Annotated in this window: 13 protein-coding genes; 5 read left to right on the forward strand and 8 right to left on the reverse strand. The window is 68.7% G+C overall.

Annotation, left to right across the window (positions count from 1 at the left end):
* Positions 1–41 precede the first annotated feature (41 nt).
* The 4 genes from serA (at position 42) to QE385_RS14145 (ending at position 4,617) form a co-directional block, all read left to right on the forward strand.
* Positions 42–1,619, forward strand: a complete 1,578-nt coding sequence (gene serA / locus QE385_RS14130) for a phosphoglycerate dehydrogenase (RefSeq protein ID WP_307102882.1) — start codon at positions 42–44, stop codon at positions 1,617–1,619.
* A 150-nt stretch (positions 1,620–1,769) separates the two neighbouring features.
* Entirely contained in the window at positions 1,770–2,111 is a 342-nt protein-coding gene (locus QE385_RS14135) for an endonuclease domain-containing protein (protein WP_307102883.1), read from the forward strand.
* Entirely contained in the window at positions 2,108–3,214 is a 1,107-nt protein-coding gene (locus QE385_RS14140; protein ID WP_307102885.1) for an ATP phosphoribosyltransferase regulatory subunit, read from the forward strand. Before QE385_RS14135 ends, QE385_RS14140 begins: the two co-directional genes overlap by 4 nt.
* 113 nt (positions 3,215–3,327) lie before the next feature.
* Positions 3,328–4,617, forward strand: a complete 1,290-nt coding sequence (locus QE385_RS14145; RefSeq protein ID WP_307102887.1) for an adenylosuccinate synthase — start codon at positions 3,328–3,330, stop codon at positions 4,615–4,617.
* 207 nt (positions 4,618–4,824) lie between these two features.
* On the opposite strand, the gene QE385_RS14150 is transcribed toward QE385_RS14145, so the two are convergent.
* The 6 genes from QE385_RS14150 to QE385_RS14175 all read right to left on the reverse strand — a co-directional run bounded on the left by QE385_RS14150 (position 4,825) and on the right by QE385_RS14175 (position 9,802).
* A complete protein-coding gene (locus tag QE385_RS14150) occupies positions 4,825–5,211 on the reverse strand; it encodes a hypothetical protein (protein ID WP_307102889.1) in 387 nt (128 codons plus the stop codon).
* 62 nt (positions 5,212–5,273) lie between these two features.
* A complete protein-coding gene (aroC, locus tag QE385_RS14155) occupies positions 5,274–6,341 on the reverse strand; it encodes a chorismate synthase (protein ID WP_307102892.1) in 1,068 nt (355 codons plus the stop codon).
* Complete coding sequence (locus tag QE385_RS14160) at positions 6,338–6,883, reverse strand: GNAT family N-acetyltransferase (RefSeq protein ID WP_307102894.1); 546 nt, start codon at positions 6,881–6,883, stop codon at positions 6,338–6,340. The genes aroC and QE385_RS14160 overlap by 4 nt, the downstream gene beginning before the upstream one ends.
* Positions 6,884–7,084: 201 nt before the next feature.
* Positions 7,085–7,876 carry an enoyl-ACP reductase FabI gene (fabI, locus tag QE385_RS14165; protein WP_261269366.1) on the reverse strand — a complete coding sequence of 264 codons (792 nt, stop codon included), beginning with the start codon at positions 7,874–7,876 and terminating at the stop codon, positions 7,085–7,087.
* Positions 7,877–7,884: 8 nt separating this feature from the next.
* Entirely contained in the window at positions 7,885–8,856 is a 972-nt protein-coding gene (locus QE385_RS14170; protein ID WP_307102896.1) for a YihY/virulence factor BrkB family protein, read from the reverse strand.
* 7 nt (positions 8,857–8,863) lie between these two features.
* Complete coding sequence (locus QE385_RS14175; protein WP_307102897.1) at positions 8,864–9,802, reverse strand: J domain-containing protein; 939 nt, start codon at positions 9,800–9,802, stop codon at positions 8,864–8,866.
* Positions 9,803–9,901: 99 nt separating this feature from the next.
* On the opposite strand from QE385_RS14175, the gene QE385_RS14180 reads away from it, so the two are divergent.
* On the forward strand, positions 9,902–10,147 hold the full coding sequence (locus tag QE385_RS14180; RefSeq protein ID WP_307102899.1) for a hypothetical protein: 246 nt from the start codon (positions 9,902–9,904) through the stop codon (positions 10,145–10,147).
* Between the two features lie 106 nt (positions 10,148–10,253).
* Here the strand turns inward: QE385_RS14180 and QE385_RS14185 are convergent, their stop codons facing one another.
* The gene (locus tag QE385_RS14185; protein ID WP_307102901.1) at positions 10,254–11,147 is read right to left on the reverse strand and encodes a transglutaminase family protein; all 894 of its coding nucleotides are present in this window, start codon (positions 11,145–11,147) and stop codon (positions 10,254–10,256) included.
* Positions 11,144–13,600: a circularly permuted type 2 ATP-grasp protein gene (locus tag QE385_RS14190; protein ID WP_307102903.1), complete on the reverse strand. Its 2,457-nt coding sequence runs from the start codon at positions 13,598–13,600 to the stop codon at positions 11,144–11,146. The genes QE385_RS14185 and QE385_RS14190 overlap by 4 nt, the downstream gene beginning before the upstream one ends.
* Between the last annotated feature and the right edge of the window lie 23 nt (positions 13,601–13,623).

A 13,623-nucleotide genomic window follows, 5' to 3' on the forward strand; every position in this document is an offset into this window, starting at 1 on the left:
CGGGGAGAGGGAGCTATTCCCCTATTCCCGGAGCAATCCCCATGCCCAAAGTTCTCATCAGCGACAAAATGGACCCCAAGGCCGCCCAGATCTTCCGCGAGCGCGGGGTCGAGGTGGACGAGATCACCGGCAAGACTCCGGAAGAGCTGAAGGCGATCATCGGCCAGTATGACGGCCTGGCGATCCGCAGCTCGACCAAGGTCACCAAGGAGATCCTCGAGCACGCGACCAATTTGAAGGTCGTCGGCCGCGCCGGAATCGGCGTCGACAATGTCGACATCCCCGCCGCCAGCGCCAAGGGCGTCGTGGTGATGAACACGCCGTTCGGCAACTCGATCACCACCGCCGAACACGCCATCGCGCTGATGTTCGCGCTCGCCCGCCAGCTGCCCGAGGCCGATGCCTCGACCCAGGCCGGCAAGTGGGAGAAGAACCGCTTCATGGGCGTCGAACTCACGTCCAAGACGCTGGGCCTGATCGGCGCGGGCAATATCGGCTCGATCGTCGCCGACCGCGCGCTGGGCCTGCGGATGAAGGTCGTCGCCTTCGACCCGTTCCTGACGCCCGAGCGCGCGCTGGAAATGGGCGTCGAGAAGGTGACGCTGGACGAGCTGCTCGCCCGTGCCGACTTTATCACGCTGCACACGCCGCTGACCGACCAGACCCGCAACATCCTGTCGGCCGAGAATCTCGCCAAGACCAAGAAGGGCGTGCGGATCATCAACTGCGCGCGTGGCGGCCTGGTCGATGAGGAGGCGCTGAAGGCCGGGCTCGATTCGGGTCATATCGCGGGCGCGGCGCTCGACGTGTTCAAGGTGGAGCCCGCCAAGGAGAGCCCGCTCTTCGGCACGCCGAACTTCATCTCGACGCCGCATCTCGGCGCGTCGACCACCGAGGCGCAGGTCAATGTCGCGATCCAGGTCGCCGAGCAGATGGCCGATTTCCTGGTGTCGGGCGGCGTCACCAACGCGCTCAACATGCCTAGCCTGTCGGCCGAGGAAGCCCCCAAGCTGAAGCCGTACATGGCGCTCGCCGAAAAGCTGGGCGCGCTGGTCGGCCAGCTGACGACGGGCGCGATCGCGCGCATCTCGGTCCATACCGAGGGTGCGGCGGCCGACCTCAACGCCAAGCCGATGGTCAGCGCGGTGCTGGCCGGGTTCCTGCGCAACCAGACCGACACGGTCAACATGGTCAACGCGCCGCTGCTCGCCCGCGACCGCGGTGTCGAGGTGCGTGAAGTGCGGACCGAGCGCGAGGGCGATTACCACACGCTGCTGCGGGTGTCGGTCAAGACGGCGGACGGTGAGCGCTCGGTCGCGGGCACGCTGTTCGGCGATCAGGCCCCGCGCCTGGTCGAGCTGTTCGGCATCAAGGTCGAGGCCGATCTGGCCGGGCCGATGCTGTACGTCGTCAACGAGGACGCCCCCGGTTTCATTGGGCGTCTCGGTACCACGCTGGGCGAGGCGGGCGTCAATATCGGCACCTTCCACCTCGGCCGCCGCTCGGCGGGTGGCGAGGCGGTGCTGCTGCTCTCGGTCGACGAGGCGGTGGACACGGACCTGCTCGCCAAGGTCAAGGCGCTGCCGGGCGTGAAGACCGCGATGGGCCTGGTGTTCTGAAGCCTAAAAGCCCTCTCCCCCTCGGGGAGAGGGTTGGGTGAGGGGCGGGGGCTGGGCGTTGGCGTCTCGCCTGGCCCCAGCCCCTCACCCCGGCCCTCTCCCCAGTGGGGAGAGGGAGTGATACGTTCCCCAAAACGGGGAGCTATCATAATGCAGACCGATCCGGTGCTCCGCGACCGTGCCCGCGCAATGCGTCGCGCAATGACCGAGCCCGAAAAGCGCCTTTGGCTCATTCTCCGCGACCGTCGCTTCCACGGCATCAAATTCTCGCGCCAAGTCCCGGTCGGCCCTTATATCGCCGACTTCGCCGCGCGGTCCCACAAGCTGGTCATCGAGGTTGACGGCGATACGCATAGCGACCAATCACGCGATGCCCGTCGTACGGCATGGCTGGCGCAAGCGGGATACCAGGTGATCCGGTTTCCCAATGCGGAAGTCATGACCAACCCCGACGGCGTGGCGCACACGCTGATGAACAGGTTTACCCGATGACCGCGCTCCTTCCCGAAGGCTATCACGACCGTCTTCCGCCCTATGCCGATGCCGCCGCATCGGTCGAGGCGCGGGTGCTGGAGGCGGCGCGGCTGCATGGCTATGAGCGCGCCGATCCGCCGTCGATCGAGTTTGCCGAGGCGCTGGGCTCGCGGTTGAAGGCGGGGGGGCTGCATGATGCGGTTCGCTTCGTCGATCCGGTGTCGCAGCGCACGCTCGCCATCCGGCCCGACCTGACCGCGCAGGTGGCGCGGATCGCGGCGACCCGCATGGGCCATCACCCGCGCCCGGTGCGGCTGTCCTATGCGGGCACCGTCGTGCGCCTGCGCGGCTCCGAACTGGCGCCCGCGCGCGAGTGGCGGCAGATCGGGGCGGAGTTGATCGGGCTCGACTCGACGGCCGCTGCCACCGAAGTGGTGCGCGTCGCCGTCGAGGCGCTGGTCGCGGCGGGCACGACCGGGATTTCGATCGACTTCACGCTGCCCGATCTGGTCGACCTGCTCGCCGCCGGGCCGCTCCCGGTCGCGAGCGATCAGGTCGCGGCGTTGCGTGATCGGCTGGATGCCAAGGATGCGGGCGGTGTCGCGGCGATCGCTCCCGACTATCTGCCCCTTGTCGAGGCGGCTGGGCCGTTCACCACCGCGATGGAGCGGTTGCGCGCCTTCGACACCCAAGGCGTGCTGGCCAGCCGTCTCGACGCGCTGGAGGCGATCGCCGCCGCATTGGGCGAGGGGGTGTCGATGACGCTCGACCCGACCGAGCGGCACGGCTTTGAATTCCAGAGCTGGCTGGGCTTCTCGCTGTTCGTCGCGGGCCCCCCGCGCGAGGTGGGACGCGGCGGCACCTATACCATCTTCCACGAGGATGGCGCCGAGGAGAAGGCGACCGGCTTCTCGCTCTATGCCGACGCCATCGTCGCCACCGCCCCGCCGACCGAGCGGCGGCGGCTGTTCCTTCCCTTCGGCACCGCGCCTGCAACGGGGGCTTCGCTGCGTGCGCAGGGCTGGGTGACGGTGCAGGCGCTGGAGGAGGGGGATACCCCGCAGGCGCAGCTTTGCACTCATATCCTCGACGGTGCTATCCCACGCGCCATCGCCGGTTGACATCGGGGGCCGCGTCCCGCTAGGCGCGCCCCGCACATCATTGGAAACCCCCCTCGCGCCGAGTCCTGTCGAAGGGCGCATGGGGTCCGTCCGGCAGGCGGAGCATAGCATCCATGGCAAATGTAGCAGTCATCGGCGCGCAATGGGGCGACGAAGGCAAGGGCAAGATCGTCGACTGGCTGGCCGAGCGCGCCGACATGGTCGTCCGCTTCCAGGGCGGGCATAATGCCGGTCACACGCTGGTCGTCGGCGAGAATGTCTACAAGCTGTCGCTGCTTCCCTCGGGCATCGTGCGCGGCACCCCCAGCGTCATCGGCAACGGCGTCGTCCTCGACCCCTGGGCGCTGAAGGCCGAGATTGAGCGGCTGGGCGAGCAGGGCGTGAAGGCCACGCCGGAGACGCTGCGCATCGCCGACAACTGCCCGCTGATCCTCCCCATCCACCGCGACCTCGACGGTCTGCGCGAGGATGCGAGCGGCGCGGGCAAGATCGGCACCACGCGGCGCGGCATCGGCCCGGCCTATGAGGACAAGGTCGGCCGCCGGGCGATCCGCGTCTGCGATCTGGCGCATCTGGATGACCTGGGGCCGCAGCTCGACCGGCTGTGCGCGCATCACGATGCGCTGCGCGCCGGGTTCGGCGAGCCGCCGATCGATCGCGAGCGGCTGCTGGCCGATCTACGCGAGATCGCCGATTTCGTCCTGCCCTTTGCCAAGCCGGTGTGGCGCGACCTCAACGAGGCGCGGGCGGGCGGCAAGCGCATCCTGTTCGAGGGCGCGCAGGGCGTGCTGCTCGACATCGATCACGGCACCTATCCCTTCGTCACCTCGTCCAACACCATCGCGGGTGCGGCGGCGGGCGGTTCGGGCCTGGGGCCGTCGGGCGTCGGTTTCGTGCTGGGCATCGCCAAGGCCTATACCACCCGCGTCGGATCGGGCCCGTTCCCGACCGAGCTGGAGGACGAGACCGGCCAGCGGCTGGGCGAGCGTGGGCATGAGTTCGGCACCGTCACGGGCCGCAAGCGGCGTTGCGGCTGGTTCGACTCGGTGCTGGTGCGCCAGTCGGCGGCGGTCGGCGGCATCACCGGCATCGCGCTGACCAAGATCGACGTGCTCGACGGGTTCGACGAGGTGAAGATCTGCGTCGGCTACAAGCTGGGCGATCAGACGCTCGATTACTACCCGACCCATGCGGCGGATCAGGCCAAGGTCGTTCCCGTCTACGAGACGATGGAAGGCTGGCAGGAATCGACCGCGGGCGCGCGCAGCTGGGCCGATCTGCCTGCCCAGGCGATCAAATATATCCGGCGGATCGAGGAACTGATCCGCTGCCCGGTGGCGCTGGTTTCGACCAGCCCGGAGCGGGAGGACACGATCCTGGTGCGCGATCCGTTTGCGGATTGATCTGGAAGGCCCCGGCGAGAGTCGGGGCCTTTTTTGGGGCGGAGTCCCTTGGCCTTCGACTTCGCTCAGGCTGAACGGATGTTGTGGAAGGTCTTGTCCTCCGCTCCGTTCCGCCTGAGCGAAGTCGAAGGCCACGCCCCGAACCCAAACAAAAGACCCGGCCGCTCGCGCGACCGGGTCTTTTCCGTAGTGACGAACCCGAAGGGGTTACATGCCGCCGCTGCTGCCCGGCGGGGTGGTGGTGCCGCCCGTCGTACCGCTGCCTGCCGAGCCGCTGGTGGTCGGGTCGCTGCCCAGCGTGCCACTGCCCGTGGTCGTCGACGAACCCGTGGTGTCGGGCATGGTCGAGGGGGTGTTGACCGTGCTGTCAGGCGTGGTCGTGCGGCTGCGGCTCTTGCTGCGCGTGGTCGAGCGGGTGGTGGTGCTCGGCGTCGTGCTCATCGTGTCGCCGGGCTGGCCCATGGTCTGTCCGGGCGCCTGGCCCGGCATGGTCGTCTGGCCCGACATCGTGCCCGTCGTGCCGCCCGTGACCTGCGCCATGCCGGCGGCGGGGATCAAAAGGGCACCGGCTGCGATCATATGCATGTAACGCATTGATTCTCTCCTGCTTTATTCTCGTAATGGTTAACGAGGCAGGAGAACGTCCGTTCCTCTATTTAACCACACTGACCGCGATGAAGCAACGCCTGATCGGCTAAAACCAGCGCGACCATCGACTCCACAACCGGAACGCCGCGAATGCCCACACAGGGATCATGACGGCCCTTGGTCGCGATCTGCGTTTCCTCGCCGGTGCGGGTGATGGTGTCGACGGGGGTCAGGATCGAGCTGGTCGGCTTGAACGCGACGCGCATCGTCACCGGCTGGCCGGTGGCGATCCCGCCCGCGATGCCGCCCGCGTGATTGGCCAGGAAGCGCGGGCCGCCATTGCCGCTGCGCATCGGGTCGGCATTTTGCTCGCCGGTCAGCGCGGCGGCGGCGAACCCGTCGCCGATCTCGAAACCCTTGACCGCATTGATGCTCATGCAGGCCGAGGCGAGTTCGCTGTCCAGCTTGGCATAGAGCGGCGCGCCCCAGCCCGCAGGCACGCCGGTCGCCTCGCACGCGACGACCGCGCCGACCGAGGAGCCCGACTTGCGCGCGCCGTCCACGATCGCTTCCCAGCGTTCCGCCGCCGCCGCATCGGGGCAGAAAAAGGGGTTGGCGTCGATCTGCGCATCGTCAAAGCCATCATAGTCGATCCGGTCGCCGCCGATCGACTCGACCCAGGCGCGGATGCGGACCTGCGGGATCACCGCCCGCGCGACCGCGCCCGCCGCGACCCTCGCCGCCGTCTCGCGCGCCGAGGAGCGCCCGCCGCCGCGATAGTCGCGAAAGCCGTATTTCGCGTCATAGGCATAATCGGCATGGCCGGGGCGATAGGCGAGCGCGACGTTGGAATAGTCCTTCGACCGCTGGTCGACATTCTCGATCATCAGGCTGATCGGGGTGCCGGTGGTCTTGCCCTCGAACACGCCCGACAGGATGCGGACCTGATCGGGCTCGCGCCGCTGGGTGGTGAAGCGGCTGGTGCCCGGACGGCGCTTATCGAGCCAGGGCTGGATGTCCTCTTCGGACAGCGCGATCCCCGGCGGGCACCCGTCGACCACCGCGCCCAGCGCAGGCCCATGGCTCTCGCCCCAGGTGGTGAAGCGGAACAGGCGGCCGAAACTGTTGAAACTCACGCTGCGTCTCCAAGCCGGGCGAAGGCGGGGGCATGGGCGGCGGCGCCCCGCACGCCGCAGGGGATCAGTCCGCCTTGCAGCGGCACCGCCAGGAAATAATCGCCCGCATAGGGGCTGTCGAAACCGCGCGCCACGTCCGCCGCAAAGCCGAACCGTCCGTAAAAGGCGGGATCGCCCAGCGCGAAGCACAGGACGACGCCCTCCTGCTCCAGCCGCTCGATCCCCGCAGCGACCAGCGCCTCGCCGACGCCCTGTTGCCGCCAGTCGCGCGCGACGGCGATCGGGGCGAGGGCGACCGCATTGATCGGCTTGCCGCCGATCTCGACGCTCATGCGGCTGAAGGCGATCGCGCCGACCAGCGCGTCCGTCGCCTCGTCGATCGCGACCAGCATCAGCACCATGTCGCCCTCGACGCACAGGTCGCGGACCAGTGCGGCTTCGGCGGGGGCGGGGAAGCTGGCAACCAGCAGCGCGTCGAGCGCGGCGACGTCCTGCCCCTGCGCAGGGCGGATGGTGATGGCAGCGTTGGGCTGTTCGGACATGGGTTCGTCTTTAGCGTCGCCGGGCCACAAGGCGCGATAGATAATGTTCGCCGCTATTCCTCCCCTGGAAGGGGAGGTGGCAGGGCGCAGCCCTGACGGAGGGGTGTAGCCGGTGGAGAGGAAAGGGCTTCGCTCGCAGAGCGCGACACCCCTCCACCAGCTTCGCTGGTCCCCCTCCCCTTGCAGGGGAGGAAGCGTTGATTACGCCAGCGCGATGTCCGGCGCGTCCTCGGCCTTCATGCCGATGACATTATACCCGGCATCGACATGGTGGATCTCGCCGGTCACGCCCGACGACAGGTCGGACAGCATGTACAGGCCAGCACCGCCCACATCCTCGATCGTCACGGTGCGACGCAGAGGCGAGTTCAGCTCGTTCCACTTGAGGATATAGTTGAAGTCGCCGATGCCGCGCGCGGCCAGCGTCTGGATGGGACCCGCCGAGATCGCGTTGATGCGGATATTCTCCGGGCCCAGGTCGACCGCGAGATACTTCACGCTCGTCTCCAGCGCCGCCTTGGCCACGCCCATGACGTTGTAATGCGGGATGACCTTTTCCGCGCCATAATAGGTCAGCGTCAGGATCGAGCCGCCCTCGGGCATCATCGTGCGCGCGCGCTGGGCGACCGCGACCAGCGAATAGGCCGAGATGTTCATGGTCATCAGGAAATTGTCGAGCGTGGTGTCGTAATAGCGCCCGCGCAGCTGCGACTTGTCGGAAAAGCCGATGGCATGGACGACGAAGTCGATCGTCGGCCATTCCGCCTTCAGGTCCTCGAACAATTTGTCGAGCGACTCCATCTCGGAGACGTCGCAGTCGAACAGGCGCGCCACGCCCAGCTGTTCCGCCAGCGGGCGGACCCGCTTTTCCATCGCCGCACCCTGATACGAAAAGGCGAGCTCCGCGCCCGCCTCCGAAAGCTGCTTGGCGATGCCCCAGGCCAGCGACTTGTCATTGGCCAGGCCCATGATGAGCCCCCGCTTGCCTGCCATCAATCCGTTCACGCCGTTACCGCTCCTGCCGGTTCGCTGTCTTCAATCGCCCTCTCTAGCGCCGGTTCGGGCGGTTCCGCCAGTGCCGCGTTCAAATGAGCGCCGAAAACCAGCCCCAGGCCGATCAGATAGAAGAACAGCAGCATCACGACGACGCCCGCCAGGCTGCCATAGGTCAGGTCGTACCCGCCCAGTTGCGACAGCGCCCAGGGCAGCAGCGCGGTCATGCTGACCCACCAGACGGCGGTGAACAGCGCGCCGGGCCATTTGCGGCAGTTGCTCTCGCGATATTTGGACGGGGTGACCGAATAGAAGAGCATGTAGAGCGCGCCGAACATCACCGCGCCGGGGATCAGCCGCGACAGCCCGACCCAGCCTGCGACATTCTGCGCGAAGGGGACGAGGCGATAGATGAACTGCTCGGCGGCGGTCAGGATACCGGCCGCCAGGAAGGACAGCAGCGCGATGACGACCGAGGCGATGATGACCAAAGTCGAGGACAGCCGCGATCGCCAGAAGGCCGCCGTCGCCTTCACGCCGTAGGCCCGGTGGAAGATGTCGCGGATCGTCTCGATGAACCCGCCGACCGTCCACAGCCCGACCAGCCCGCCCAGCCAGAGCAGCGATCCCGTCCGCGCCGCCAGCACGTCGCGGATCGGCTTGCGCAACAGGTCGCTGACATCGGGGGGCAGGACGTGCAGGAAGCTCTCGACCGCATGCTGCGTCTCGTTGCTCTGCCCGAACAGCGACAGGAGGGCGGCCGTGGTGATGAAGAACGGGAACACCGTCATCAACGCCAGATAGGCCAGGTTGCCCGCATGGATGAACCCGTCGTTGAAGACGCCGATCGAGGTCCGCTTCAGGATCTCGAACGCGTACGAACCCGGCCGGACCTTGGCGAGTTGCCGGTCCAGCCCGGTTCGGGCCTTGCCCCTGTGATGCGCGCGGTCTTCGGGGGTCAGGCCATTCGGGTCGTTCATGGAACGATCAGACGCCCAGCGCGGCCCTCGGGTTCCTGTCGTCGCTCCATTCGGCCGCGAAGCGTTGCAAGGCTGCATCATGGGCCGGTATGTCGACGATCAGCGTGATGAGCTGATCGCCGCGTCCGCCATCCTTGCGGTGGAAACCTTTTCCCTTCAATCGCAACGTTTTCCCCGAACTGGTGCCCGGCGGCACGGTCAGCATCACGGGGCGCTCGACGGTGGGAACCTTCACCTTGCCACCCAGCACCGCCTCGCCCAGCGAGATGGGCAGGTCGAGCCGGACATCGTCGCCGTCGCGGATGAAGAAGGCGTGCGGACTGACCTCGATCGCGACGATCGCATCGCCCGCGCCGCCCGGACCCGGCTCGCCCTTGCCCGCCAGACGCATCTGCGTGCCCGTCTCCACCCCGGCGGGCAGCTTCAGGTCGATCGTCTTGCCGTCGCCCAGCGTCACCCGCTGCGGGCTGAGCGTCGCGGCGTCGATGAAGGGCACCTTGAGCGCATAGGTGATCGTGTTGCCCTTGGGCGCCTCGCGACGGCCGCCGCCGCCGAAACCGCCAAAGCCGCCGCTGAACCCGCCGCGCCGCGCGCCGCCGAACATCCCCTCGAAGATGTCGGACATGTCCGCACCCTCGCCGCCAAAGTCGAACTGCTGGCGAAAGCCGCCCGCGCCGGGGCGCGGCCCCGCGCCGCCGCCACCGAAGCCAAAGGGCGCGGCGGGGTTGCCGTCGCCGTCGATCTCGCCCCGGTCGAACCGGGCGCGCTTGTCCTTGTCGTTCAGCAGGTCATAGGCGTTGGTCACCTGGCTGAACTTTTCCGCCGCCTTGGGATTGTCCTTGTTGCGGTCGGGATGCAGTTCCTTCGCCAGCTTGCGATAGGCTTTCTTGATATCGGCTTCGCTGGCCGTGCGGCTTACGCCCAGCGTCTGATATGGATCGGCCACTCTTGTCCCCGTTGCCAGTGTATTACCGATCTATGTGGGGAAGTCCGCACCGGAGCGCAATCCGTCTCCCATGCGTTGCAGCATCGAAGGAGACGGATCATGACCCAGCCGATGCAGGCGACCGGCAAAGACGGCAAGATGGGCGACGCCAAGAAAGGCGCCCCCGACGGCGTATCCGACGCGCCCGGCAAGCATGGCGGCGAAAGCCAGGGCGGCGGTTACGAAGGCGTGCCCGAGCGCGAGGGCGATTTCCACGGCGGCCAGAGCGGCGCGGCCTATCACGGCACGGGCGGCCATCCCGACCCCGACAAGGACAATCCCAATGCGGTGACGGAAGAGGGCTAAAACCCCAACCCCCGTTCAGCCTGAGCGAAGTCGAAGGCCAAGGGATTCGGTCTGACGCCGGTCTGCGCCCTTTGCTCCGTTCGAACGGTGGCGAGGCGGAGGCCGGCTACCCCGCCACCATCTCCCCGACCGGCGCGACGTCGACGCTGACGTCCATCTTCTGCGCGCCCGAGCCCAGCACCACGCCATCGACTGGCGCGATCTCGGCATAGTCGCGGCCGACCGCGACGATGATATGGTCGCCCGCCATCCAGATGCCGTTGGTCGGATCGACCCCGACCCAGCCGCGTTCGGGCCCGCACCAGATCAGCACCCAGGCATGGGTCGCATCCGCCCCCACCAGCCGGGGCTGGCCCGGCGGCGGCAAAGTGCGGATATAGCCCGAGGCATAGGCCGCCGGAATCCCCGCAGCGCGCAGGCCGGTGATCATGATCTGCGCGAAATCCTGGCACACGCCGCGCCGCTGGCGAAACGCCTCGGCCGGGGGCGTGTCGACCAGGGTGGCGGCGGGGTCGAAGGCGAATTCGCGCTGGATGCGCCCCGCCAGCGCGAACCCGGCCTCCAGCGCGCCACGCTCCGGCGACAGGTCGGGGGCGCACCATTCGGCGATGGCGGGATCGAGCGGGATCAGCGCCGAGGGAAAGATGTAATTGGCCGGGCCCGCCGCCGACAGGTCGCGGCTCGACCGGGCGAGCGCGGACACCTCGGCCAGCGTCGGGTCGCCGGGCGAGGGCATCGGCACCGGCCGGTCGACCACCATATGCGCGCGGCTTTCGATCGTCAGGCTGCGCACCGGCCGGTCGACGACCAGCCGGGTGACATGCGCCAACCCCGCCTCGGCGCGTGCGGTGCGGGTGCGGCCGACCGGCTCGACGATCAGGTCATAGGCCTCCAGCGTCTGGCCCGGCCAGTCGATCGGCTTCAGCCGCAGGTTGCAGCGCGCATATTTGACCTGCGCGCCGTAATCGAAGCGCGTGATGTGGCGGATGTCGTAGATCATGCCAGTGTCAATCCGCCCGCCCGCAAAGGCTCGGCTCCCTGCAGGAAATAGCGGCGCGCGATCGCCTCGGAGAGCAGGCCCAGCCGCCGCTCGACATCGCCCAGCGTATCGGCGTCCAGGGTGCGCGCATCCTGGGTCTCGACGGCGGCGCGGATGGCGACGGCCAGCGCCTGTTGCGGCTCGGCCATGTCGTCGTCGGACAGGACCGGCAGCCGCGACAGGCAGTCGGCGATGCGCGCGGTCTGATAGGCGAGCGCGCGCGGGTTGTTGGGGTCGAGCGCGACCAGATCGACCACCGCGACACGCGCCAGTCCGGTCGGATAACGCTGGCGATAGCTGATCTGGCTGTTGGCGAGGTCGAGCAGCGTCGACAGGTCGTCCGCCGAAGCCCCCGCCATGCCGAACAGCCGCGTCGCGCGCGCCACTGCCATCGCCCGCTCCACCCGGCGGCCGAGATCGTGGAAACGCCAGGCGGTGGTGCGGACCATATGCTCGGCCGACAGCCCGGCGATGGCGGCATAGCGGCGCTGGAGCGACCCCGCCCGGTCGAGCATTCCGGCATGGCTGGGGAAGGGCGCCTCCAGCAACCGAACCATGTCGGCGGACAGGCGATCGCGCGACCCCTCGCTGATCCCGCGCGCCAGCCGGTTGATCCGCGCGACCGAGTGCCAGGCCTCGTCCTCCATCGCGGTGCGGGCGAACTGGGTGAGGGCGGCGCGGTGCAGGCTGTCGGGATGCGGCGCGGCGCCGCCGCCGGTGATCAGCCCGACCAGCCGTCCGACGGTGCGCGGGTCGAGCGCCGCGCCGCCATCGACGTCGATCGAATTGCCCAGCATCACCCGGATCGCGGCGAGCAGCGCCTCGCCACGCTCCAGATACCGGCCCAGCCAGTAGAAATTGTCGGCGACCCGGCTGGGCAAGGTCCCCGGATTGCGCCGGACATGCAGCGAATCGGGCGCGGCGAGCAGCGACATCGGCGCCACCGGGTCCGGCCCATGGACGCAGACATCGGCGGACCACAGCCCTTCGCCGATCATCGCGGCGGTGGCTTCCGGATGGTCGCCGATCCGGCCGAAGCCGCCGGGCAGGACGATCCAGCGCCCCTCGGCATCGCGCGCGGCGAAGACCCGCAGGGTGAAGGGGCGGGGCTCCAGCCGGTCGCCGATGACGACGGGCATGGTCGACAGCCGCACCATCTCCTGCCCGACATAATCCTGCGGGCGGCGGGCCATGTCGGCGAGCAATGTCGCGCGCTCCCCGGCCGACAGGGTCGCGCCCGGCCGCGCGCCCTCCGGCAGGCCGAGCGGCCGGGGGCCGAAGGCGGGGGCGATCAGCAGCCGGTCGAGATGCGCGGCGACATGCCCGGCCTGTGCTGGACCGCCGCACCACCAGGTCGCGATATTGGGCAGTTTGAGCGGCGCGCCCGCCAGCTTTTGCGACAATGCGGGCAGGAAGGCGGAGAAGGCCGGGCTTTCCAGCACGCCCGCGCCCGGCGCGTTGGCCAGCACCACCTGTCCTTCGGCATAGGCGTCGATCAGGCCGGGCACGCCGATCTGCGAATGGCTGTCGAACGCCAGCGGGTCGAGCAGCCGGGGATCGAGCCGCCGCCACAGCGCGTCGATCCGCTTGAGCCCCCCGACCGTGCGGACATAGACCTGCCCCTCGATCGCGGCCAGGTCGGCGCCCTCGACCAGCAACAGCCCCAGATAGCGCGCCAGATGCGCCTGTTCGGGATAGCTGGGGTTGAAACGGCCGGGGGTCAGCAGGCCGATGCGCGGATCGGCGCGACGGCATTGCGCCGCCAGCCCCGCGCGGAAGGCGGCGAAGAAGGGGGCATGACGTTGGACGTTCAGCCGGTTCTGGAGCCCGCCGAGCGTCCGGCTGACCGCTAGCCGGTTTTCCAGCGCATAGCCCGCGCCAGCCGGGTTGCGCAGGTGATCGGCCAGCACCCGCCATTCGCCGTCCGGCCCGCGCGCCAAGTCGAAGGCGACGAAGCTGAGATGATGCCCGCCCGGCGGCGTCACCCCGACCATGGGCCGCAGGAAATAGGGGCTGCCGGTCGCGAGCGCCGCGGGGATATGCCCCTCGGCCACCAGATCGCCGGGGCCGTAGAGATCGGCGAGGATCGTCTCCAGCAGTTCGGCACGCTGGACCACGCCCGCCTCGATCCCCGCCCATTCGGCGGTGTCGATCAACAGGGGCACGGGCGAGACGGGCCAGGGGCGCTCGTCGGTCTCGCCGATGATGCGGAACCCCGTGCCGATATCGGCGGCGTGGCGCTGCACCCGCTCGCGCGCATGGGCCAGGTTGCTGGCGACGGCGGCCAGTTCCTCGAGCATCGCGGGCCAGGCCGGGTCGGTCGATCCCGCCAGCACGTCCGAGGGCGTCGCGATGCTGCGATAGGTGGCGATCCAGGCGGCGGCCTGCGCGGGGCTGTCCTCGGATGGGTCCATCGGGCGGGGAAAATCGCCGTATC

It is taken from the genome of Sphingomonas sp. SORGH_AS_0950, from assembly GCF_030818415.1.
Classification (GTDB): domain Bacteria; phylum Pseudomonadota; class Alphaproteobacteria; order Sphingomonadales; family Sphingomonadaceae; genus Sphingomonas.

What these genes read in the sequence shown, in the direction of transcription:
- QE385_RS14160 (WP_307102894.1), bottom strand. Translation starts at nt 6,883, where the DNA reads ATGTCCGAACAGCCCAACGCTGCCATCACCATCCGCCCTGCGCAGGGG.
- fabI (WP_261269366.1), bottom strand. Translation starts at nt 7,876, where the DNA reads ATGGCAGGCAAGCGGGGGCTCATCATGGGCCTGGCCAATGACAAGTCG.
- serA (WP_307102882.1), top strand. Translation starts at nt 42, where the DNA reads ATGCCCAAAGTTCTCATCAGCGACAAAATGGACCCCAAGGCCGCCCAG.
- QE385_RS14170 (WP_307102896.1), bottom strand. Translation starts at nt 8,856, where the DNA reads ATGAACGACCCGAATGGCCTGACCCCCGAAGACCGCGCGCATCACAGG.
- QE385_RS14190 (WP_307102903.1), bottom strand. Translation starts at nt 13,600, where the DNA reads ATGGACCCATCCGAGGACAGCCCCGCGCAGGCCGCCGCCTGGATCGCC.
- QE385_RS14145 (WP_307102887.1), top strand. Translation starts at nt 3,328, where the DNA reads ATGGCAAATGTAGCAGTCATCGGCGCGCAATGGGGCGACGAAGGCAAG.
- QE385_RS14150 (WP_307102889.1), bottom strand. Translation starts at nt 5,211, where the DNA reads ATGCGTTACATGCATATGATCGCAGCCGGTGCCCTTTTGATCCCCGCC.
- QE385_RS14135 (WP_307102883.1), top strand. Translation starts at nt 1,770, where the DNA reads ATGCAGACCGATCCGGTGCTCCGCGACCGTGCCCGCGCAATGCGTCGC.
- QE385_RS14180 (WP_307102899.1), top strand. Translation starts at nt 9,902, where the DNA reads ATGACCCAGCCGATGCAGGCGACCGGCAAAGACGGCAAGATGGGCGAC.
- QE385_RS14185 (WP_307102901.1), bottom strand. Translation starts at nt 11,147, where the DNA reads ATGATCTACGACATCCGCCACATCACGCGCTTCGATTACGGCGCGCAG.
- QE385_RS14140 (WP_307102885.1), top strand. Translation starts at nt 2,108, where the DNA reads ATGACCGCGCTCCTTCCCGAAGGCTATCACGACCGTCTTCCGCCCTAT.